At 61.4% G+C, this 21246-nt stretch carries 22 protein-coding genes and 1 other RNA gene; 4 read left to right on the top strand and 19 right to left on the bottom strand.

Annotated features, from left to right (window positions below; all coding sequences use genetic code 11):
* Positions 1-11: 11 nt before the first annotated feature.
* The 12 genes from murG to rsmI all read right to left on the bottom strand — a co-directional run bounded on the left by murG (position 12) and on the right by rsmI (position 12548).
* The gene (gene murG / locus AC56DI_RS18570; RefSeq protein ID WP_496347446.1) at positions 12-1082 is read right to left on the bottom strand and encodes an undecaprenyldiphospho-muramoylpentapeptide beta-N-acetylglucosaminyltransferase; all 1071 of its coding nucleotides are present in this window, start codon (positions 1080-1082) and stop codon (positions 12-14) included.
* Positions 1072-2286, bottom strand: coding sequence for a putative lipid II flippase FtsW (gene ftsW, locus AC56DI_RS18565; protein ID WP_422586992.1), 1215 nt, complete (start codon positions 2284-2286; stop codon positions 1072-1074). Before ftsW ends, murG begins: the two co-directional genes overlap by 11 nt.
* Positions 2286-3635 carry a UDP-N-acetylmuramoyl-L-alanine--D-glutamate ligase gene (gene murD, locus AC56DI_RS18560; protein WP_496347445.1) on the bottom strand — a complete coding sequence of 450 codons (1350 nt, stop codon included), beginning with the start codon at positions 3633-3635 and terminating at the stop codon, positions 2286-2288. The genes ftsW and murD overlap by 1 nt, the downstream gene beginning before the upstream one ends.
* Before the next feature lie 7 nt (positions 3636-3642).
* Positions 3643-4737, bottom strand: a complete 1095-nt coding sequence (mraY, locus tag AC56DI_RS18555) for a phospho-N-acetylmuramoyl-pentapeptide-transferase (protein ID WP_324519502.1) — start codon at positions 4735-4737, stop codon at positions 3643-3645.
* Entirely contained in the window at positions 4738-6111 is a 1374-nt protein-coding gene (locus AC56DI_RS18550) for a UDP-N-acetylmuramoyl-tripeptide--D-alanyl-D-alanine ligase (RefSeq protein ID WP_496347444.1), read from the bottom strand.
* Positions 6104-7567: a UDP-N-acetylmuramoyl-L-alanyl-D-glutamate--2,6-diaminopimelate ligase gene (locus tag AC56DI_RS18545; protein ID WP_496347443.1), complete on the bottom strand. Its 1464-nt coding sequence runs from the start codon at positions 7565-7567 to the stop codon at positions 6104-6106. The genes AC56DI_RS18550 and AC56DI_RS18545 overlap by 8 nt, the downstream gene beginning before the upstream one ends.
* Positions 7567-9312, bottom strand: a complete 1746-nt coding sequence (locus tag AC56DI_RS18540; RefSeq protein ID WP_496347442.1) for a peptidoglycan D,D-transpeptidase FtsI family protein — start codon at positions 9310-9312, stop codon at positions 7567-7569. The genes AC56DI_RS18545 and AC56DI_RS18540 overlap by 1 nt, the downstream gene beginning before the upstream one ends.
* On the bottom strand, positions 9309-9602 hold the full coding sequence (gene ftsL, locus AC56DI_RS18535; protein WP_496347441.1) for a cell division protein FtsL: 294 nt from the start codon (positions 9600-9602) through the stop codon (positions 9309-9311). Before ftsL ends, AC56DI_RS18540 begins: the two co-directional genes overlap by 4 nt.
* Positions 9599-10540 carry a 16S rRNA (cytosine(1402)-N(4))-methyltransferase RsmH gene (gene rsmH / locus AC56DI_RS18530; RefSeq protein ID WP_496347440.1) on the bottom strand — a complete coding sequence of 314 codons (942 nt, stop codon included), beginning with the start codon at positions 10538-10540 and terminating at the stop codon, positions 9599-9601. The genes ftsL and rsmH overlap by 4 nt, the downstream gene beginning before the upstream one ends.
* Before the next feature lie 2 nt (positions 10541-10542).
* The gene (mraZ, locus tag AC56DI_RS18525) at positions 10543-10998 is read right to left on the bottom strand and encodes a division/cell wall cluster transcriptional repressor MraZ (protein ID WP_422586985.1); all 456 of its coding nucleotides are present in this window, start codon (positions 10996-10998) and stop codon (positions 10543-10545) included.
* A gap of 309 nt (positions 10999-11307) precedes the next feature.
* Positions 11308-11665: RNase P RNA component class A (gene rnpB, locus AC56DI_RS18520), an RNA gene on the bottom strand.
* 40 nt (positions 11666-11705) lie between these two features.
* Positions 11706-12548 (bottom strand): 16S rRNA (cytidine(1402)-2'-O)-methyltransferase, encoded by an 843-nt coding sequence (rsmI, locus tag AC56DI_RS18515; protein ID WP_496347552.1) that lies wholly within the window; start codon positions 12546-12548, stop codon positions 11706-11708.
* A gap of 154 nt (positions 12549-12702) precedes the next feature.
* Between rsmI and AC56DI_RS18510 the strand changes: the two genes are divergently transcribed.
* The 4 genes from AC56DI_RS18510 to AC56DI_RS18495 are packed head-to-tail and all read left to right on the top strand — an operon-like array spanning position 12703 to position 16065.
* Positions 12703-14502 carry a penicillin-binding protein activator gene (locus AC56DI_RS18510; RefSeq protein WP_496347439.1) on the top strand — a complete coding sequence of 600 codons (1800 nt, stop codon included), beginning with the start codon at positions 12703-12705 and terminating at the stop codon, positions 14500-14502.
* Entirely contained in the window at positions 14502-14870 is a 369-nt protein-coding gene (locus AC56DI_RS18505) for a YraN family protein (RefSeq protein ID WP_496347438.1), read from the top strand. Before AC56DI_RS18510 ends, AC56DI_RS18505 begins: the two co-directional genes overlap by 1 nt.
* 26 nt (positions 14871-14896) lie before the next feature.
* Entirely contained in the window at positions 14897-15490 is a 594-nt protein-coding gene (locus tag AC56DI_RS18500) for a phosphoheptose isomerase (protein ID WP_422587442.1), read from the top strand.
* Complete coding sequence (locus AC56DI_RS18495; RefSeq protein ID WP_496347437.1) at positions 15487-16065, top strand: BON domain-containing protein; 579 nt, start codon at positions 15487-15489, stop codon at positions 16063-16065. Before AC56DI_RS18500 ends, AC56DI_RS18495 begins: the two co-directional genes overlap by 4 nt.
* Before the next feature lie 56 nt (positions 16066-16121).
* On the opposite strand, the gene AC56DI_RS18490 is transcribed toward AC56DI_RS18495, so the two are convergent.
* The 7 genes from AC56DI_RS18490 to rplM form a co-directional block, all read right to left on the bottom strand.
* Positions 16122-16547, bottom strand: a complete 426-nt coding sequence (locus AC56DI_RS18490; RefSeq protein WP_496347436.1) for a ClpXP protease specificity-enhancing factor — start codon at positions 16545-16547, stop codon at positions 16122-16124.
* A gap of 18 nt (positions 16548-16565) precedes the next feature.
* Positions 16566-17183 (bottom strand): glutathione S-transferase N-terminal domain-containing protein, encoded by a 618-nt coding sequence (locus tag AC56DI_RS18485; protein ID WP_324519488.1) that lies wholly within the window; start codon positions 17181-17183, stop codon positions 16566-16568.
* A 90-nt stretch (positions 17184-17273) separates the two neighbouring features.
* Entirely contained in the window at positions 17274-18056 is a 783-nt protein-coding gene (locus AC56DI_RS18480) for a cytochrome c1 (protein ID WP_496347435.1), read from the bottom strand.
* Entirely contained in the window at positions 18056-19267 is a 1212-nt protein-coding gene (locus tag AC56DI_RS18475) for a cytochrome b (protein WP_496347434.1), read from the bottom strand. The genes AC56DI_RS18480 and AC56DI_RS18475 overlap by 1 nt, the downstream gene beginning before the upstream one ends.
* On the bottom strand, positions 19267-19860 hold the full coding sequence (petA, locus tag AC56DI_RS18470) for a ubiquinol-cytochrome c reductase iron-sulfur subunit (protein ID WP_324519484.1): 594 nt from the start codon (positions 19858-19860) through the stop codon (positions 19267-19269). The genes AC56DI_RS18475 and petA overlap by 1 nt, the downstream gene beginning before the upstream one ends.
* A gap of 255 nt (positions 19861-20115) precedes the next feature.
* Positions 20116-20508, bottom strand: a complete 393-nt coding sequence (rpsI, locus tag AC56DI_RS18465; protein ID WP_324519483.1) for a 30S ribosomal protein S9 — start codon at positions 20506-20508, stop codon at positions 20116-20118.
* 14 nt (positions 20509-20522) lie between these two features.
* The gene (gene rplM, locus AC56DI_RS18460; RefSeq protein WP_496347433.1) at positions 20523-20951 is read right to left on the bottom strand and encodes a 50S ribosomal protein L13; all 429 of its coding nucleotides are present in this window, start codon (positions 20949-20951) and stop codon (positions 20523-20525) included.
* Positions 20952-21246: the final 295 nt, after the last annotated feature.

The following is a 21246-nucleotide window of genomic DNA, read 5'->3' as shown; positions in this document are numbered from 1 at the left end:
CTTTATGGCTCTCAACCACGGGCCACCTCCAGGCAAATGTCGACCACGTTGCAGGTGGCGTCCGGCTTGGCCAGACGACGAGCTGTCGCGGCCATGGTTTTCAGTCGATCGGTGTGCATCAGAACCTCTGTCAGGCGCGCGGCCAAGTCGGCGGCGCCAGTCGTTGCTTGCGGCAGGAGGAAGGCTGCGCCCTCGTCCGCCAGGTAATGGGCATTGCGGGTTTGGTGATCGTCGATGGCGTGCGGCAACGGCACCAACAGAGCCGGCAGGCCGGCGGCGGCCAACTCACTGACAGTCAGGGCACCGGCACGGCAGACCACCAGGTCGGCCCAGCCATAGGCGCGCGCCATGTCTTTGATAAAAGGTGCCACTTCGGCGCTTACGCCCTGGGCCTGATAGCGCTCGCCGGTCACCTCGGCATGCTGCTTGCCGGCCTGGTGAAACACCTGCGGACGCAGCTCGGCGGCCAGCAGACCAATAGCCTCGGGCAGCAACTTATTCAAGGGTTCGGCCCCCAGGCTGCCGCCCAGCACCAACAGGCGCGGCTGACGGTTGCGCAGGGATTGGCGCGGGGTTTCCAGAAACAGCTCTTCGCGCACCGGGTTGCCGGTGGTGCGGCGCTTGCTGCTGACACTGAAGGTGTCCGGGAAGGCCTCGCACACCCGGCTGGCGATGGGCGCCAGACTACGGTTGGCGGTGCCGGCCACAGCGTTTTGTTCATGAATGATCAGCGGCACACCCGCCAACCGCGCCGCCAGACCGCCGGGGCCGGTGACATAGCCACCCATGCCCAGCACGCAGACCGGCTGCAGCTCGCGAACAATCTTGCGTGCTTGCCACAATGCCTTGAGCAATTGGAACGGCGCCTTGAGCAGGGCCAACTTGCCCTTGCCGCGCAGGCCGCTGACGTTGATCAGGTGCAGCGGCAAACCGGCGGCCGGCACCAGCTCATTCTCGATGCCACGCGGCGTGCCAAGCCAGTGCACGACATAGCCGCGCGCTTTGAATTCGCGGGCACAGGCCAACGCCGGGAACACGTGACCGCCGGTACCGCCGGCCATGATCAGCACATTAGCGGCCATGGGTGAGCTCCTCATCGGCGAAATCCGACTCGTCGAATTCAACTTCGGCGCTACCCAGGTGCGTGCGCCGCTCCCACTCGATACGCAGGAGCAAACCGAGAGTGATGCAGCAGATCACCAGAGAGCTGCCGCCGTAGCTGAGGAACGGCAGGGTCAAGCCCTTGGTCGGCAGCAGGCCAACGTTCACACCGATATTGATCAGTATCTGGCCGATCCACATGATGGCCAGACCATAGGCTACATAGGCGGCGAAGAACTGCTTGGCCTTCTCCGCCCACAGGCCGATGTACAGGGCGCGCACGCTGACGAACACAAACAGTGCGACGGTCAGCAGGGAACCGAGCAGCCCCAGCTCTTCGGCCAGCACGCTGAACACGAAGTCGGTGTGCGCTTCCGGCAGGTAGAACTGCTTCTGGATGCTGTTGCCCAGGCCCACGCCCAGCCACTCGCCGCGACCGAAGGCGATCAGCGCCTGGCTCAGCTGGTAGCCGGCGCCGTACTGGTCGGCCCAGGGGTCGATAAAGTTGGTCAAGCGCTGCATGCGGTAGGACTGCCCGGTCATCACCACCACGCCAGCCGCCAGCACCGCGAGCACCAGCGGGATAAAGCGCAGCAGGTTGATGCCACCGAGGAACAACATGGCAATTGCCGCGCCCATCAGCACCACGGTGGCGCCGAAGTCCGGCTCGGCCAGCAGCAAGGCGGCGATCGGCGCCAGCACGGCCATGGGCTTGATAAAGCCCATCAGGTTCTCGCGCACATCGGTCTGCCGACGGACCAGGTAGCCGGCCAGGAAGATCACTGTAAACAGCTTGGCCAGCTCCGACGGCTGCACGTTGAAGATGCCGAAACCGATCCAGCGCGAGGCGCCGTTCACTTCGCGGCCGATGCCGGGGATCAGCACCAGAATCAACAAGACAAAGGCCGCCATCAGCAGGCGCCCGCCGTAGCGCTGCCACTGTGCCAGAGGCACCAGCAAGGTCAGCAGGCCAGCGCCCAGGCCGATGGCCAGATAAATCAGGTGACGGATCATGTGGTACAGCGGGTTGCCGGACTGCACCGCCGCCACTTCCGAGGACGCCGAGGTGATCATCACCAGGCCCAGGCCGAGCAGCCCCAAACAACCCGCCAACAGCGGGAAGTCGAGGTCGATGCCGCGTGCACTGCGCAGCGGCGATGGCGCGGCCAGCAACTGGGCGAGCATCAGAGCAGCCCCCCGACGGCAGCGGCGAACAGCTGACCGCGCTGTTCGAAGTTCTTGAACATATCCAGGCTGGCGCAGGCCGGCGACAGCAATACGGCGTCACCGGCCTGCGCCAGCTCAGCAGCGCGCTGCACAGCTTCATCCAAGGTCGCCACGCGAATCAGCGGCACGCCGCTATCGGCCAGGGTATTGGCCAGCAACTCAGCATCGCGACCGAGCAGCAGCACGGCGCGGCAGTGCGCCGCCACGGGTCCGCGCAGGGCGGAGAAATCCGCGCCCTTGCCGTCGCCACCGGCGATCAACAGCAACTTGCCGTCGATATCCGCACCCAGGCCTTCAATGGCCGCCAGCGCGGCGCCCACGTTGGTGGCCTTGGAGTCATCGTAATAGGTCACGCCACGCAGCTCACGCAGCCACTGGCAGCGATGCGCCAGGCCAGTGAACTCGCGCAGAGCAGCCAGCATCGGCGCCATCGGCAGTCCGGCGGCATGGCCCAAGGCCAGGGCCGCCAGGGCGTTGGCCTGGTTATGGGCGCCACGCATTTTCAGCTCGCGCACATTCAGCAGTTTGTCGAACTGGAAAGCCAGGTACTTCTCGCCGCCCTCCTCGATCAGGCCGAAGGCTTTGAAGTCCGGTTTGTTCAGGCCAAAGCTCCAGCATGGCTGACCTTCCGCCAACAGCGGCCGCGACAGGGCGTCCTGGCGATTGATCACCACTTGGCGAGCGCCACGGAAAATCCTGTGCTTGGCCAGGTGATAGGCCGGCATGCCGCTGTAGCGATCCATGTGGTCTTCGCTGACATTCAGGCAGGTGGCCACTTCGGCATTCAGCTGGTCAGTGCATTCCAGCTGGAAGCTGGACAGCTCCAACACATACAGCTCGACCTCATCGTTGAGCAGGTCCAGCGCCGGGGTACCGAGGTTGCCACCGACCGCCACGCGCTTGCCAGCCGCTGCCGCCATCTCGCCAACCAGGGTGGTGACCGTGCTTTTCGCATTGGAGCCCGTGATGGCGATGATTGGTGCCTTGGCGTTGCGGGCAAACAACTCGATATCGCCAGACATTTTCACGCCGCGCGCGGCCGCCTGCTGCAACGCTGGGGTGGCCAGGGCCAAACCAGGGCTGACCAGCAGCTCGTTGGCGCGGCAGAGAAACGCCACGTCCAGCTCGCCACAACGCACCTCCACCTGCGGAAACTCGGCACGCAAGGTGGCCAGTTCCGGTGGGTTGGCACGGCTGTCGGCCACGGCAAAGGGCAAGCCCTGGCGTGCGAGGAAACGCACCAGGGACATGCCGCTCTTGCCGAGGCCGACAACGATGCGGAAGTGGTCAGACGCGATCAGGCTCATACAATCCTCAGCGCAGTTTCAGGGTGGCAAGGCCGATCAGCACCAGAATCACGGTGATGATCCAGAAGCGCACAATCACGCGCGGCTCCGGCCAGCCTTTCAGTTCAAAGTGGTGATGGATCGGCGCCATGCGGAACACGCGCTTGCCGGTCAACTTGAAGGAGGCAACCTGAATCACCACCGACAGGGTCTCCATGACGAACACGCCGCCCATGATGAACAGGACGATTTCCTGGCGGACGATCACAGCGATGGTGCCCAGCGCGGCGCCCAGCGCCAGGGCGCCGACGTCACCCATAAAGACTTGTGCCGGGTAGGTGTTGAACCACAGGAAGCCCAGACCGGCTCCGACCAGAGCGGCGCAGAACACGATCAGCTCGCCCGCGCCCGGCACATAGGGAATCAACAGGTATTCGGCGAATTTCACGTTGCCCGACAGGTAGCAGAAGATGCCCAGCGCGCCGCCAACCATCACCGTCGGCATGATTGCCAAGCCGTCGAGACCGTCAGTCAGGTTCACTGCGTTGCTCGAACCAACAATTACCAAGTAGCTCAGCACCACGAAGCCAATACCCAGGCCGGCACCTAGGGGAATGCTGATGTCCTTGAACATCGGCACGATCAGGGTGGTTTCGACCGGGCTCTGGGCGCTGACAAACAAAAACACCGCAGCGCCCAAGCCGAATACCGACTGCCAGAAATACTTCCAGCGGCTCGGCAGGCCCTTGGAGTTTTTCTCGATCACTTTGCGGTAATCGTCGACCCAGCCGATGCCGCCGAACAGCAAGGTAACGACCAGCACCGTCCACACATAACGGTTGGACAGGTCAGCCCACAGCAGGGTGCTGATGGCGATGGCCGAGAGGATCAGGGCGCCGCCCATGGTCGGCGTACCCGACTTGGACAGGTGCGACTGCGGGCCATCGTTCCGTACCGACTGGCCGATCTGGCGCATCTGCAGGGTGCGAATCATCCACGGCCCCAGCCACAGCGACAGGGTCAGCGCAGTGAGCACGCCAAGAATGCCGCGCAGGGTCAGGTACTGAAAGACTGCAAAGCCTTTGTAGAACTGTTGCAGATACTCGGCGAGCAGCAGCAGCATTTAGTGGATCTCCCCATGGTCTTTGCCACACAGGGCCGCGACGACGTTTTCCATCGCGGCACTGCGTGAACCTTTAATCAAAATGCTGCTGCCAGCCGATTCGTGAAGAACGGCTGCGATCAGGCTGGCTTGGTCAGCGAAATGGTGTCCCTGCGGGCCAAAGGCCGCGACGGCATGCGCCATCAGCGGTCCCACGGCATAGAGCGTGTCGACCTTGCCGGCGGCATAGGCACCGACGTCGCGGTGGCCCTGCTCGGCCCACTCGCCCAACTCGCCCATATCTCCCAGCACCAGGACGGTGCGGCCGGAGAAGCCGGCGAGTATATCAACCGCGGCACACATCGAAATCGGATTGGCGTTGTAGGTGTCGTCGATCACCCGTGCACCGCTGGTCGCCAACTGAGCAACGGCGCGGCCTTTGACCGGCTGCAGGCTTTCCAGCCCAGCCTGGATCCCGACCAGCGGCACGTTCAGGGCATGGGCCGCAGCAGCGGCGGCCAGGGCATTGGCGACATTGTGCTCACCCAGCAGGTTGAGCTGGATACGCCCACTGCCGGCCGGTGATTGCAGGGTAAAGGCCACGCAGCCGCGCGCATCGCGGGCCAGCTCGCTGGTGTAGAAATCCGCCGCACTGTTGCGCAGTGCAAAGCTCAGCACGCTGCGGCTGCCGTTACGTTGCTGCCAGACGGCGAAGGCTTTGTCGTCAAGATTGAGGATCGCCGTACCGCTGGCCGGCAAGCCCTCAAGGATCTCGCCCTTGGCTTCGATGATCTTGTCCGGGCCACCGAACTCGCCAACGTGAGCGCTTCCGGCGTTGGTGATGATGGCTACCTGGGGCTGAGTCAGGCCAACGGTGTAGGCGATCTCGCCGACATGGTTGGCGCCCAACTCGATCACCGCAGCAACGTGTTGCGGCGCCAGCTCGAGCAGGGTCAGGGGCGCGCCGAGGTCGTTGTTCAGGTTGCCGCGGGTGGCCAGCACCGGGCCGCCGAGGCCGGCACGCAGGATGCTGGCGAGCATTTCTTTGACTGTGGTCTTGCCACTGGAACCGGTGACTGCGGCCAGCGGGCCTTGATAGGCCTGGCGGTTCAGCGCGCCAAGCTGGCCGAGGGCCGCCCGCGCATCCGCCACCAGCAACTGAGGCAGCTCGACCCCGCTGACTTCGCGCTCGACCAGCGCCGCCACAGCACCTTTGGCCGCGACGGCCGCCAAGTAGTCGTGGCCGTCGAAGTTCGGTCCGGTCAGGGCAATAAACAGCTGGCCCGGCTCGATCTTGCGGCTATCCGTGGAAACCGCCGTGAACGCGGCATCCGCGCCCACCAAGCGGGCATCCAACACAGCCAACAATTCACTCAAGCGCAGCGCTTTAAGCATGCTCGGCACTCCAGGCAGCCAAGGCCTGCTCGGCCTCACGCAGATCGGAGAACGGCTGACGCACGCCGTGAATTTCCTGGTAATCCTCGTGGCCTTTGCCGGCCAGCAGAATCACGTCCTGCGCCGTGGCGCTGGCGATCAACTGGGCAATAGCCTGGCCACGGCCGTGCTGCAGGCTGATCTTGCTCAGGTCGGCAAAACCACTGCGAATATCGGCAAAAATCTGCTCTGGGTCTTCGCTACGCGGGTTGTCGTCGGTGACCAGCACCTGGTCCGCCAGACGCTCGGCCGCCGCTGCCATCAATGCACGCTTGCCGCGGTCACGATCACCACCGCAGCCGAACAGACACAGCAGGCGACCCTGAACGTGTGGACGCAAGGCTTGCAACACCTGCTCCAAGGCATCCGGGGTATGGGCGTAATCGACCACCACCAGCGGCTGCTTGATCCCACCCAGACGCTGCATGCGCCCGGCCGGGCCTTGCAGTTTTGGCATCACCGCGAGGATTTCGTCCAGCGGGTAATCCAGTGCCAGCAGCGCACCGACCACCGCCAGCAGGTTGCTCAGGTTAAAGCGCCCCAGCAGGCTGCTGCACAGGCGGCCTTCGCCTTGCGGGGTGATGATATCGGCGCGCACGCCGCTGTCATCGAAGTCCGCCGAGCGGCAATACAGGTAGGCCGCGGCATCGTCCAGGCTGTAGCTGATCAGCCGCGAAGGTGCGCTGACGGCGGCCAGCTCACGGCCCAGGTCGTCATCCAGGTTAAGCACCCGGCAACGCAGTTCCGGCCAGCTGAACAGCGCGCTTTTCGCGGCGGCGTAGGCGGCCATGCTGCCGTGGTAATCGAGGTGATCACGGGACAGGTTGGTGAACACTGCCACGTCAAAATTCAACGCTGCCACCCGGCCCTGGTCCAGACCATGGGACGACACTTCCATCGCCACGGCTTTGGCGCCCGCGCTTTTCAATTCCGCCAGCAGTGCCTGCACACCGATGGGATCAGGGGTGGTGTGACGACCCTGCACCAGCTCGTTATGAAAGCCACTGCCGAGGGTGCCGACGATGCCACAACGCTCGCCCAGCAACTCCAATGCTTGAGCCAGCAACTGGCTGACGCTGGTCTTGCCATTGGTGCCGGTCACGCCAACCAGGCGCAAGGCGCGGCTCGGCTCGCCATAAAAACGCCCGGCAATCGCCGACAACTGCGCGGCCAAGCCGTGCATCGGCAGCAAGGCCGCCGCGCTGTCGTGCATCTGCGGTGCGCCGGCGGCTTCATAGGCCACGGCGGCGGCGCCGCGGGCGATGGCGTCGGCAATATGGTCGCGGCCATCCTGGGCGGTGCCCGGTACAGCCAGAAACAGATCACCCGGACGCACCTTGCGGCTGTCCAGGGTCAGTTCACGAATCAGGATCGAGCTGCCGGCTTCCGGCAACAATTGATTGAGCGGCATGGGCATCAGGTTCGCCCTCCTTTGCCTGGGGTCTGCGCCACAGCCTGCGGCGCCACGGGCGCCACGACTGGGGGCAGATTGTCGGGAGCAATGTTCATTAGACGCAGGGCACCGGCCATCACCTTGCCGAACACCGGCGCGGAAATCAGACCGCCGTAATAGGCGCCGGTGCTGGGTTCATCAATGACCACCACCATGGCGATACGCGGGTTGTTGACCGGGGCAAAACCGGCAAACAACGAGCGGTAAGCATTTTGCGTGTAGCCCTTGCTGCCCACGGTGGCCTTGCGCGCGGTACCGCTCTTGCCCGCCACGTGGTAGGCCGGCACCTTGGCGCGGAACACGCCACCGGGCGCCTCGACCACTTGCTGCAACATGCCTTGCACGGTAATAGCTACGTCTTCAGGGATGGCCTGAGCACCCGCGCCGCCGCGGCTGTCTGCACGGGTCATGGTCAGCGGCAGGCTGCGGCCGTCATTGGCCAGGGTGGCGTAGGCGTGGGCCAACTGGATGGCGGTCACCGACAGGCCGTAGCCGTAGGCCAGGGTCGCGGTCTCAGCCTTCGGCCAGATGCGGTGATTGGGCAGGTTGCCGACGCGCTCACCAGGGAAGCCCAGGCCGGTGTCCTGACCGAGGCCGACTTGCTGCATCAGGCTGTAGACCGACTCGGCGCCGATATCAAAGGCGATCTTGCTGACCCCGACGTTACTGGACTTGATCAGGATGCCGGTAAGGTCGAGCACGCCCTCATTCTTGGAGACGTCGCGAATGGTGTACTTGCCGATCTGCAGGGTGCCTGGATATACGTCGACCTTATCGGTCGGCTTCCAGCGCCCAGTTTGCAGGGCGGCACTGATGGTGAACGGCTTGACCGTCGAGCCCGGCTCAAACACGTCGATCATGGCGCGGTTACGCATCATCGCCGGTTGCAGGTTGCGCCTGTTATTGGGGTTGTAAGTGGGATGGTTGACCATGGCCAGCACTTCGCCGGTCTGCACGTCGAGCATCACCAGGCTGCCGGCCTTGGCGCCGAATTCGGTGAGGGCATTGCGCAGTTCGCGGTGCGCCAGGTATTGCAGACGCAGGTCGATCGACAACGCCAGGGCCTTACCGGCCTTGGCGTTCTGCGCTACCTGTACGTCCTTGATCAGCCGACCACGGCGATCCTTGAGCACCTGACGCTTGCCCGGCACACCGCCGAGCCAGTCATCAAACGCCAGTTCCACGCCCTCACGGCCGTGGTCGTCGATATCGGTAAAGCCAACCACGTGGGCAGTGACTTCGCCCGCCGGGTAGAAACGGCGAAACTCTTCGATGGCGTAGACACCCGGCACCTTGAGGTCGAGCACGGCCTGGCCCTGCTCCGGGGTCAGACCACGCACCAGGTACATAAACTCACGCTTGGCATTTTGTTCCAGGCGCTGGGCAAAGGTTTTCGACTCCTGCCCCAGGGCAGCGGCCAGCGCCGGCCACTGGCTGCGCCCGGCCTGCAATTCTTTGCCATTGGCCCACAACGTGGTGACCGGGGTGCTGACCGCCAGCGGCTCGCCATTACGGTCGGTAATCAGGCCGCGGTGCGCGGGAATCGGGATATGTCGCACGCTGCGGGCATCGCCCTGGCCCTGCAGGAAGTCGTGATCAATCACCTGCAAGTCGACAATGCGCCAGACAATCGCCCCCGCCATCAGCGCCAGCAACACCAGCACCAGACGGAAACGCCAGGGATAGAGCGCGCCTTCCAGTTTCATCATGGCGCCACCATCTGCACTTCGGCGGCATCCGGGATGCGCATCTGCAGGCGCTCGGTGGCCATGGTTTCGATGCGGTTGTGGGCAGTCCAAGTGCTTTGCTCAAGGATCAGACGCCCCCACTCGGCCTGCGCCTTGTCGCGCACGCTGAGTTCGGCATACAAGCTATTGAGCAACTGGCGGTTCCAGTGGGCGCTGTAAGACACGCCGATGGCCGACAATAAGACGGCCAGAAACAACAGCAGCAGCAACACGCTGCCGGCTGGCATGGGTTTGGCGTACAGGCGGCTCAACGCAACTTCTCGGCGACACGCAGCACGGCGCTGCGCGAACGAGGGTTGGCCTTGAGCTCGGCGTCGCCGGCGTATTGCGGCTTACCGATCAGCTTCAGGCGCGGCACAAACGGCGCCAGACGTACTGGCAAGTCGCGGGGCAAGTTATCCGCCTCGCCCTTCACATGTCGGCGCATGAACTGTTTGACGATGCGATCTTCCAGCGAGTGGAAGCTGATGACCGACAGACGACCGCCGATTTCCAGGGCGTCCATGGCCGCTTCCAGACCGCGTTCCAGATCACCCAGCTCGTTGTTGATCTGGATGCGCAAGCCCTGAAATGCACGGGTCGCCGGATTCTTGCCCTTTTCCCAGGCCGGGTTGGCCACGGTCAGCACCTGGGCCAGGTCAGCGGTACGGGTAAACGGCTGCTCGGCACGGCGCAGCACCACGGCGCGCGCCATGCGCTTGGCGAAGCGCTCTTCGCCATATTCTTTAAAGGCGCGGGCGATGTCTTCTTCGCTGGCGCTGGCGATCCACTCGGCCGCACTCACACCGCGACTCGGGTCCATGCGCATGTCCAGCGGACCGTCATGCATAAAGCTGAAACCGCGCTCCGGGTCATCCAGTTGCGGCGACGACACGCCCAGGTCCAGCAGCACGCCGCTGACCTTGCCGGCGAGGCCACGCACCTGCAACTCATCGCCCAATTCGGCAAAACTGCGCTGCACAATGACAAAGCGGCCGTCTTCGGCCGCCAGTGCTTGCCCTGTGGCTATCGCCAGTGGGTCTTTATCGAAGCCAAGCAGATGCCCATCGGCACCCAGCTGTTCAAGGATCAGCCGGCTATGGCCGCCGCGTCCGAAGGTGCCGTCCAGATAGCAGCCGTCAGCGCGCACGGCGAGAGCCTCAACGGCTTCATCGAGCAGTACGGTGATATGGCGAAAGCTATTGGTCATGGTCACAGGATCAAGTCACGCAATTCATCCGGCAGAGCGCCAGGTTGTTTAATGGCCGCCAGGTCTGCGTCAGCAACCGCATTCCAGGCGTCTTCGTCCCACAGCTGGAACTTGTTCAGTTGCCCTACCAACATGGCGCGCTTATCCAGCCCGGCGTACTCGCGCAGGCGTGGCGGCACGAGGAAACGGCCACTGCCGTCCAGCTCCAGATCGACAGCATTGCCAATCAGCAGACGTTGCAAGCGGCGGTTTTCTTCACGCAGGGAGGGCAGTTCACGCAATTTGGCTTCGATCAGCTCCCACTCGGGCAGCGGATACACACACAGGCAGGAGTCAACAGCATCAATGGTGACGATGAGCTGGCCAGCGCAACGCGAAATCAGCTCGTCACGATACCGACTCGGCATCGCGAGGCGCCCTTTGGCGTCGAGACTGATGGCGTTAGCTCCGCGAAACAAGGTTGCGCTCCCCCATTATTATTGGCTTTCCATGCCCAAAAAACCCACTTCATGCCACTTCTTACCACTCGGGCACACTATAGGAATGCACGCACCCCACCGTCAAGGCGCACGAACAGGGAAAAATCCTTATGGGACGGAGATTTAGCGCAAAAAAGCGGGGGTAAAACGGGGTATTGAACAGGCACTTTCAAGACAAAAACGAACCCATACAGAAGGCTGCCCTTCGAACTTAAAGTGCTTTATCAAGAGTAAGATTTTTTTGATCTTAGAAAGGAGGGTTTGCAGCAGTTGCGCGGGAGAAAAAAGGTGGAGAGTCGATCTGTAAGCCGGGTTCTGTCGAGGACAGTCATTCCTCTACGACGTACATCACTGCACGCCTTTAGCAACCTACCCGGTTCCAGCGCGGGCCACGCCAATGGAACCCTATTTGGTCTTGCTCCGAGTGGGGTTTGCCTAGCCACGAACTGTTACCAGTCGCGCGGTGCGCTCTTACCGCACCTTTTCACCCTTACCGGCGCTTGCGCGCTTAGGCGGTTATTTTCTGTGGCACTTTCCGTAGGCTCGCGCCTCCCAGGCGTTACCTGGCACTCTGCCCTATGGAGCCCGGACTTTCCTCCCCCCCGCACTGTAAACAGCACGAGGCAGCGACTGTCCAATCGACTCTCCACCGCCAAGGGTAACGGCAGGCGCCACTAAGAACAAGCTCAAGCGTCTTTCTGGCGCTCTAACGCAGCCTGGTACAGGAGATTCTTGCGCACTCCGGTGATCTCGGCAGCCAAGGCCGCCGCACGCTTGAGAGGCATCTCTTTGAGCAGCAAATCCAACACCCGCAGCGCCTCGACACTCAAAGCATCCTCGCCCTCCGGCGCCTGCCAGCCCGCCACCAGCACCACACATTCACCGCGTTGCTGATTGCTGTCAGCCGCCACCCAGGCCGCCAACTCGGCCAGCGGCAAGCCCTTGAGGGTTTCAAAGGTTTTGGTCAGCTCCCGCGCCAGCAAGGCCGGGCGCTCATCACCGAACACGGCCTGCATGTCTTCCAGGCATTCGAGAATGCGATGCGGCGCCTCGTAGAAGATCAGCGTGCGAGGTTCTTCCTTGACCGCCTCCAGCCGCGCACGCCGCCCAGCAGTCTTGGCCGGTAGAAAACCCTCGAAAATGAAGCGGTCCGACGGCAAGCCGGCAGCTGACAGCGCCGCGATCAAGGCACTCGGCCCCGGCACCGGCACCACCTTGATCCCGGCGGCGCGCGCATTGCGCACCAGGTGATAACCCGGATCGGAAATCAGCGGCGTGCCCGCATCGGAAATCAAGGCCACATCGCCACCCGCCTGCAAGCGGGCGATAAAGTGACTGCCTTGCTCGCGCTCGTTGTGTTCGTGGCAAGCCGCCAGCGGCGTATTAATGCCGAAATGCTGCATCAGCCGCGCCGAGTGGCGGGTATCTTCCGCGGCAATCAGCGCCACCTCACGCAGGATGCGCAGAGCCCTGGCACTGATGTCATCCAGATTACCGATCGGCGTGGCGACCACATAAAGCGTACCCATAGCCGGGCTCAGAACACTGGAAAGGGTCACCGCACACACCTCTGGAAACAGCTAAAACGCGCATTGTAGCCCGATTCGCGCCAGCAACATCGCGCCGCAGCCGGGGCTTGGGTACAATTCGCTCTCTTTAGTATCCAGTACCAGGAACGTTTAGATGATCGCCTGCTTGCGTACGCTTCCCCTGCTTGCCCTGACCGCCCTGCTGGCCGCCTGCACAAGCACCCCTACCGCTACCCTGGGTGAGCTGCCGCGCACGCCGCAAGCCAGCATCGAGGAACTGCTGCAACAGGCCAGCAGCAGCCAGCCGCAAGAGGCCGCAAGCCTGCGCCTAGCGGCCGCCGACCAGGCCTACACGTTGAATGACAACGGCCAAGCCGCACGCATTTTGGAGCAAATCCAGCTCGACTCCCTGCTACCCGCCCAACAGATCTTCGCCAGCACCCTGCAAGCGGAACTGGCCCTGGCTCGCAACAAGCCCAAGACCGCCCTCAAGGCCCTTAGCCATCCTAGCCTGGAGCGTCTCGCCGAGCTGCCGGTCGAGCAGCAAGTCCGTACCCAACTGGCCCGCGCCAACGCCCTGGCAGCTAGCGGCCAGACCCTGCCTGCAGCACGCGAGCGCGTATTCATCGCCCCCCTGCTCAGCGGCGCCACCGCCAACGCGAACCACCAGGCCATATGGGCCCTGCTCGCCAGCCTGCCAATCAGCCAACTGCAAGGTGGCGGTGACCCGGACATGGTGGGCTGGCTGGAACTCGCCCGCGCCGCAAAAAGCAACGGCACCCCAGAACAGCAGCAGGCTGCAATTGATGCCTGGCGCGAGAAAAATCCGCAGCATCCAGCCGCACAAACGCCACCCGAGCAACTAAACCAGCTCAAACAACTGGCCAATCAGCCCATCAGCAAAATCGCCTTGCTGCTGCCTCAGGATGGCCCGCTCGCGGCTGTAGCTCAGGCCCTGCGCGACGGTTTCATGGCCAACTACTACCAGGCTCAGCAAAGCGGCCAGAACGCACCGACGATCGAGCTTTATGACAGCAACAAAATCACGTCCCTGGATGACTTCTACCGCCAGGCACAGGCCGCAGGGGTGCAGTTAGTCGTTGGCCCACTGGAGAAACCATTGGTCAAACAGCTGAATGAGCGCAGCCAGCTGCCCATCACCACCCTGGCACTGAACTACAGCGAAGGCAGCAAGCCCGGCCCCGCCCAACTGTTCCAATTCGGCCTGGCAGCCGAGGACGAAGCCCGCTCAGTGGCCCGCCGCGCCTGGGACGACGGCATGCGCCGCGCCGTTGCGCTGGTGCCCCGCGGTGAATGGGGCGACCGCGTACTCGCAGCCTTCCGCCAAAGCTGGGAAGCCGACGGCGGCACCCTGATCGCCGCCGAGCACGTCGATCAACCCGTACAACTGGCCCAGCAAATTGCCGATCTGTTCCAGCTGCGCCAAAGCGAGGCCCGCGCCAAACGTCTGCGTAACACCCTGGGCACTGACGTTGCCGCGCTGCCGGCACGCCGCCAAGATGTGGATTTCATCTTCCTGGCTGCCACACCGCAGCAAGCCCAGCAGATCAAACCGACCTTGGCCTTCCAGTACGCAGGCGATGTACCGGTGTACTCCACCTCACACCTATTCTCTGGCAACAATGGCCAGCCCCAGCCTGCCGATCTCAACGGCATCCGCTTCTGCGAAACCCCATGGCTGCTGGACAGCAGCGATGCCCTGCACCAGCAGGTGGTTGCCCAATGGCCGCAAGCTGCTGGCAGCCTCGGCCGCCTGTACGCCATGGGCATGGACGCCTACACCCTGGCGCCGCGCCTCAGCCAGTTGAAAGCACTGCCAGACACCCGCGTCGACGGCCTTACCGGCCAACTGAGCATCAACCCAAGCCAGCGCGTGCAGCGCCAACTGCCCTGGGCCGAGTTCCGCGATGGACAAGTACAGCGCCTGCCCTGATGACCGACCGCCGCCATGCCAGCGGCCGGGCCGCCGAACAGAACGCGCGCAGCCACCTGGAACAGCAAGGTCTACGACTGCTGTTCCAGAACTGGAGCTGCCGCTGCGGCGAGCTTGATCTGGTCATGCTGGACGGCGATACAATAGTATTTGTTGAGGTTCGTTATCGACAACACGCCACTTGGGGTGGCGCCCTGGAAAGCGTGGACAGCCGCAAGCGGGCCAAGATTACCGCCGCGGCCCACTACTTCCTCCAGCAGCACTCACGCTGGGCCAGCTCACCTTGCCGCTTTGATGTAGTTGCCATGAGCACCATTGACTCGTCGGGCCACGGCCTGAACTGGATTCAGAACGCTTTCGACACCTGATCAGCCACCACTGAAGGTTTTCCCCGATGGACATGCAATCCCGTATTCGCCAGCTCTTCCAGGCCAGCATCGACACCAAACAGCACGCAATGGACGTGCTGGTGCCCTTCATCGAGCAAGCCAGCCAAGTAATGGTTCAGGCCCTACTGAGCGAAGGCAAGATTCTCTCCTGCGGCAACGGTGGTTCTGCAGGCGATGCACAGCACTTCTCATCCGAATTGCTCAACCGCTTCGAGCGCGAGCGCCCGAGCCTGCCCGCCCTAGCCCTGACCACGGACAGCTCGACCATCACCTCGATCGCCAACGATTACAGCTACAACGAAGTGTTCTCCAAGCAGATCCGCGCCCTTGGCCAGCCTGGCGACGTGTTATTGGCCATCTCCACCAGCGGCAACTCCGCCAACGTCATCCAGGCCATCCAGGCCGCCCATGACCGCGAGATGATCGTGGTCGCCCTTACCGGCCGTGATGGCGGCGGCATGGCCTCGCTGCTGCTGCCCGAAGACGTGGAAATCCGCGTGCCATCACAGGTCACCGCACGCGTTCAGGAAGTGCACCTGTTGTGCATCCACTGCCTGTGCGACCAGATCGACAACCAACTGTTCGGGAGTGAAGAATGACTCGCCACACCACCGCACTGCTGAGCCTCGCGCTCTGCCTTTTGGTCAGCGGCTGCAGCTCGGTACTGACTGCCACCCGCGAAAATCCCATCGAAGATGATCGTGGCACACGCACCATCGGCAGCACCCTGGACGACTCACTGATCGAAACCAAAGTAGCGGTCAACGTGGCCAAGGCTGATACCGGCCTGGACCGTGACTCCCACGTGGTTGTGGTTAGCTATAACGGCATCGTCTTGCTTGCCGGACAAACCCCCAACCCTGCGCTCAAGGCCAAGGCAGGGGCGGCCGCGCAAGCCACTCAGCGCGTCAAGAAGGTCCATAACGAGCTGCAGATCCTGGCACCTTCGTCGCTGCTGGCGCGCAACAACGACACCTGGCTGACCACCAAGATCAAGACCCAGATGCTTGCCGACGCCGCTGTGCCTGGTTCACGCATCAAGGTTGTCACCGAAAACGGCATCGTCTACATGCTCGGCCTGGTTACTCGCCGCGAAGCCAATGTCACCACCAGCCTGGTGCAGGGCGTGGATGGCGTGCAGAAGATCGTTAAGCTGTTCGAATACATCGACTGATAGGGCACCGCACCACAGACACAAAAAAGGCGATCCGAAGATCGCCTTTTTTGTGTCTACTTGACCACCTTCAAGCTGGGTCGACCACTGGGCCGTGGCGGCTCACTGGTCGGCGGACCTTGATCATCGTCGCCAGCATCGGCAGCGGCATCCGCGTCGTCATCCACGCTGGACGGCTCCAGATCAAACACCATGCCCTGGCCATTTTCCCGCGCGTACACGGCAAGCACCGCGGCAGCGGGGATAAACAAGCTTTGCGGCACACCACCAAAGCGCCCCTCGAAGCTCACCGCGTCGTTATCCATGTGCAGGTGACGTACCGCACTGGGTGACACGTTCAGCACCACCTGACCATCTTTGGCATAGCCTGGCGGCACACGGGCACCCGGATAATCCGCATCGACCAGCAAATGCGGGGTGCAATCGTTTTCCACAATCCACTCATACAACGCACGAATCAGATAAGGACGACTGGAGTTCATCACTCGCTCCTCTGTATCTCAGCGCATATCGCGCTCGGCTTCAGACAAGCTAGCCTGAAATGCCGGGCGGGCAAACTGACGATCCATATAATCCAGCAACGGCTTGGCCGGTTTTGGCAACTCGATACCCAACACTGGCAAACGCCAGAGAATAGGCAGCAGACAGCAATCCACCAAGCTCAGTTCATCACTGAGAAAGTAAGCCTTGTCGACAAACAACGGCGACACACCCGTCAGGCTCTCACGCAATTCCTTACGCGCCTGCACACGTGCTGGCTCCTTGCTGCGCGGATCCTGAATCAGATCCACGTGACGGCACCAGTCGCGCTGAATGCGGTGCATCAACAGGCGACTATTGGCCCGCGCCACCGGGTACACCGGCAACAGCGGCGGATGCGGATAGCGCTCGTCGAGGTATTCCATCACCACCGTCGACTCGTACAAAGCCAGATCGCGATCAACCAGTGTCGGAAGGCTGCCATACGGATTCACCTCCGTCAGCTTGGGCGGATAACGGCCCGGCTCAACATCAATGATCTCGGCGCTGACACCCTTCTCGGCGAGCACGATACGTACGCGGTGGGAATAGTGATCGGCGGGGTCAGAGTAACAGGCCAACCTATTGGCTACGGCCATGACGTCTCTCCTCGCGGGGAATAATTAACAGAAGCAGAAAAACAAGCGCGCCCATTTGGGCGCGCTTGTTCACAACGAGACAGCAGTTTATCAGTGAACGTCCTTCCAGTATTCGCGCTTGAGCAGATAAGCGAATACGAAGAAGAAGGCCAGGTACAACAGTACGTAAGTACCGATGCGCTGACTTTCCAGTTTCACCGGGTTGGCCGAGTAGGCCAGGAAGCTCACCAGGTTCTTGATCTTCTCGTCGAACTGCTCAGTGGTCAGCTTGCCGGTTTTTGGTACGACGGTCAGCTGATGGCAATCTTCGTGAGTGATCGGCGTGCCGGTCAGCGGATCGAATTGCTTCTTGCCACCGTCAACGACCTGCACCTGCTTGCAACCAATCACCTGGCGACCCTGCAGGTCAGCCAACACGTTTGGCATGCCGACAGCCGGGAACACCTTGTTGTTAACACCCCAAGGACGAGTCGGATCTTCATAGAAGGTCCGCAGGTAGGTGTACAGCCAGTCAGTACCGCGCACACGAGCCACCAGAGTCAGGTCAGGTGGCGCAGCGCCGAACCAGACCTTGGCATCTTGCGGCTGCATGCCGATCTTCATGTGCTCGCCAATCTTGGCGCCGGTGAACACCAAGTTATCCATCATCAACTTGGCTGGAATACCCAGGTCAGTCGCCACGCGCTCATAGCGCTGGAACTTGGTGCTGTGGCAACCCATGCAGTAGTTGGCGAAGGTCTTGGCGCCATCCTGCAACGCAGCCTTGTCCTTCAGATCGATAACAACATGATCGTTAGGATACTCAAGTGCCGCGTTTGCGAAGGCGAATGCCGGCAGTGCTGCGAGAATCAGTGCGAAAATTTGCTTTTTCATCAGCCAGTCACCCTTTCCGGAACCGGTTTGGTCTTCTCCATCCGGGTGTAAAACGGCATCAGGAGGAAGAAAGCGAAATACAGAATGGTGCAGGTACGCGACATGAAAGTACCGATATCCGAAGGCGCTTGAGCACCGTAGAAACCGAGGATCACGAAGGACACCGCAAACACCACCAGCCAGATCTTGCTCAACCAGCCTTTGTGGCGGATCGACTTGACCGGGCTACGATCCAGCCACGGCAGCACGAACAACACTGCAATAGCGGCACCCATGGCAGCCACACCCAAAAGCTTGTCCGGCACCGCACGCAGGATCGCGTAGAACGGAGTGAAGTACCAAACCGGAGCAATGTGCGCTGGAGTTTTGAAGGCGTTAGCCACTTCGAAGTTCGGCTTCTCGAGGAAATATCCGCCCATTTCCGGGAAGAAGAAAATCACCGCACAGAACACGAACAGGAAGACCACTACGCCAACAATATCTTTAACGGTGTAGTAAGGGTGGAACGGAATACCGTCCAGAGGAATGCCGTTGGCATCCTTCTTCTTCTTGATATCCACGCCTTCCGGGTTGTTCGAACCCACTTCGTGGAGAGCCAGAATGTGCAGCACCACCAGCCCCAGCAGCACGATTGGCAAGGCAATCACGTGCAAGGCAAAGAAGCGGTTCAGGGTAATACCCGAAATCAGGTAGTCACCACGAATCCACTGAGTCAGATCATCGCCGATCACCGGAATGGCACCGAACAGCGAGATGATCACCTGAGCCCCCCAGTACGACATCTGGCCCCACGGCAGCAGATAGCCCATGAAGGCCTCAGCCATCAGGCACAGGTAGATCAGCATACCGAACAGCCAGACCAGCTCACGCGGCTTCTGGTAAGAACCGTAGAGCAAGCCACGGAACATGTGCAGATACACCACCACGAAGAACGCCGAAGCGCCGGTGGAGTGCATGTAGCGGATGATCCAGCCGTAATCCACGTCACGCATGATGTATTCGACCGAGGCAAATGCCTCTTCGGCCGACGGGGTGTAGCTCATGGTCAGCCAGACACCGGTAAGGATCTGGTTAACCAGCACCAGCAGAGCCAGCGAGCCGAAGAAATAGAAGAAGTTGAAGTTCTTCGGGGCGTAGTACTTGGACAGATGCTCTTCCCACATTTTCGTGGCAGGAAAGCGGGCATCCACCCATTCCATGAATTTGCTCATCAGGCTTTCTCCTGGTCCACGCCGAGCACGATTACATCAGCCGACTCGTAAGAGTGCGGTGGCACCGGCAGGTTCAAGGGAGCAGGCTGCGACTTGTATACGCGACCCGCGAGGTCATAACGGGAGCCGTGGCAAGGGCAGAAATAGCCACCCAACCACTGCGCACCCAGATCGGCTGGCGCCACTTCCGGACGGAAGGATGGCGAGCAACCCAAGTGCGTGCACAGACCAACCAGAACCAGAATCTCAGGCTTGATCGAGCGCGCTTCCGGATTTACATACTCCGGCTGCACCGAGGCCTGCGAACTTGGGTCCGCCAGCTCTGCATTAAGTTTCGGCAGGGCCTGTAGCATTTCCTCTGTCCGATTCAGGATAAATACCGGCTGACCACGCCATTCAGCAACAATCTGCTGACCTGGCTCGATCTTGCTGATATTCACCTTCACCGGTGCACCTGCGGCCTTAGCCTTGGCACTCGGGAACCATGACCCCACGAACGGGACCGCAGCACCCACCGCTCCTGCAGCGCCTACCACCGAAGTGGCCGCTACCAGGAAGCGACGCCGGCCTGCATTCACGCCGTCATTGCTCATTCAGTCGTCTCCCATCAGCTTTGTGGCCTGTTGTTCAGGCCTCTACTAAGTAAATTTCGAGCCACGCAAAAAATTTGCCAGATGGTAAAGAAAAGCCCCATACATGACAAGGCAATAGCGGGATACAAAGTTGTCGAACACCTTACGCGCCGCGGCATACGGGCCTGCGGCAAGTTGCCGCAGCGCAAGTAAGCAGCCATAAAAAACGCCCAGTTCCGCAAGGAAACTGGGCGTCTTTTGGAGCGTAGCAGCGAATTAACGCTTCGAGTACTGCGGACGCTTACGCGCTTTACGCAGACCGACTTTCTTACGCTCAACTTCACGGGCGTCGCGAGTTACGAAGCCGGCCTTGCGCAGTGCAGGGCGCAGAGACTCATCGTAATCCATCAGCGCGCGGGTGATGCCGTGGCGGATTGCGCCAGCTTGACCGCTCACACCACCGCCAAGCACGGTGACGTAGATATCGAACTTCTCGACAGTCTCAGTCAGCTCAAGCGGCTGACGAACAACCATGCGAGCAGTTTCGCGACCGAAGAAGGTATCCAGGGTGCGGTTGTTGATGGAGATCTTGCCAGTACCCGGACGCAGGAAAACGCGTGCGGTTGCAGTCTTGCGACGGCCTGTGCCGTAATTTTGAGTCGCCGACATAATGAACTATTCCGTTAAATCTTCAGTTCTTGGGGCTGCTGAGCAGTGTGCGGGTGAACAGCGCCTGCATACACTTTCAGCTTACGGTACATGTCGCGACCCAGCGGGTTCTTCGGCAGCATGCCCTTAACCGCGGTCTCGATCACACGCTCAGGCGCCTTGGCGATCAACTTGTCGAAGCTGATCGATTTGATGCCACCCGGAAAACCGGAGTGAGAGTAGTACATCTTGTCAGTGGTCTTAGCGCCAGTAACACGAATCTGCTCAGCATTGATCACAACGATGTAGTCGCCGGTATCAACGTGCGGAGTGTACTCAGGCTTGTGCTTGCCGCGCAGACGGCTGGCAATTTCGGTGGCCAGACGACCCAGGGTCTGACCAGCAGCGTCGACGACGAACCAGTCGCGCTTTACTGTTTCCGGTTTAGCAGTAAAAGTTTTCATTCTTTATAGCCTCAGGGGCCGCCCTGATAAATAAGACGGCGGATCTTACTGAATAGTGCGTACTTTGACAAGTCAAAGGCAGCCGAAAACAGGCGCTATCGGGGGCTCGGGTCAGCGCGACCGTCATACGGCAAGATTCTTCGGCAAGCGGCGCATCACTTCCACTGCAGAAAGAGGTGCGCAATTATGCAGATTATCGAAAGAATTTCAACACGATTTTGCCGACAGGCACGGCCAGCACGGCAAAGACCTGCGCTAGCCTCACGAGCTTAATAGCAGCGCACCCCAAACAGAG

The sequence above is a fragment of the Pseudomonas sp. BGA-UO-ETr-WB11 genome, from assembly GCF_059567785.1.
This window is presented reverse-complemented; position numbering and strand designations above follow the sequence as displayed.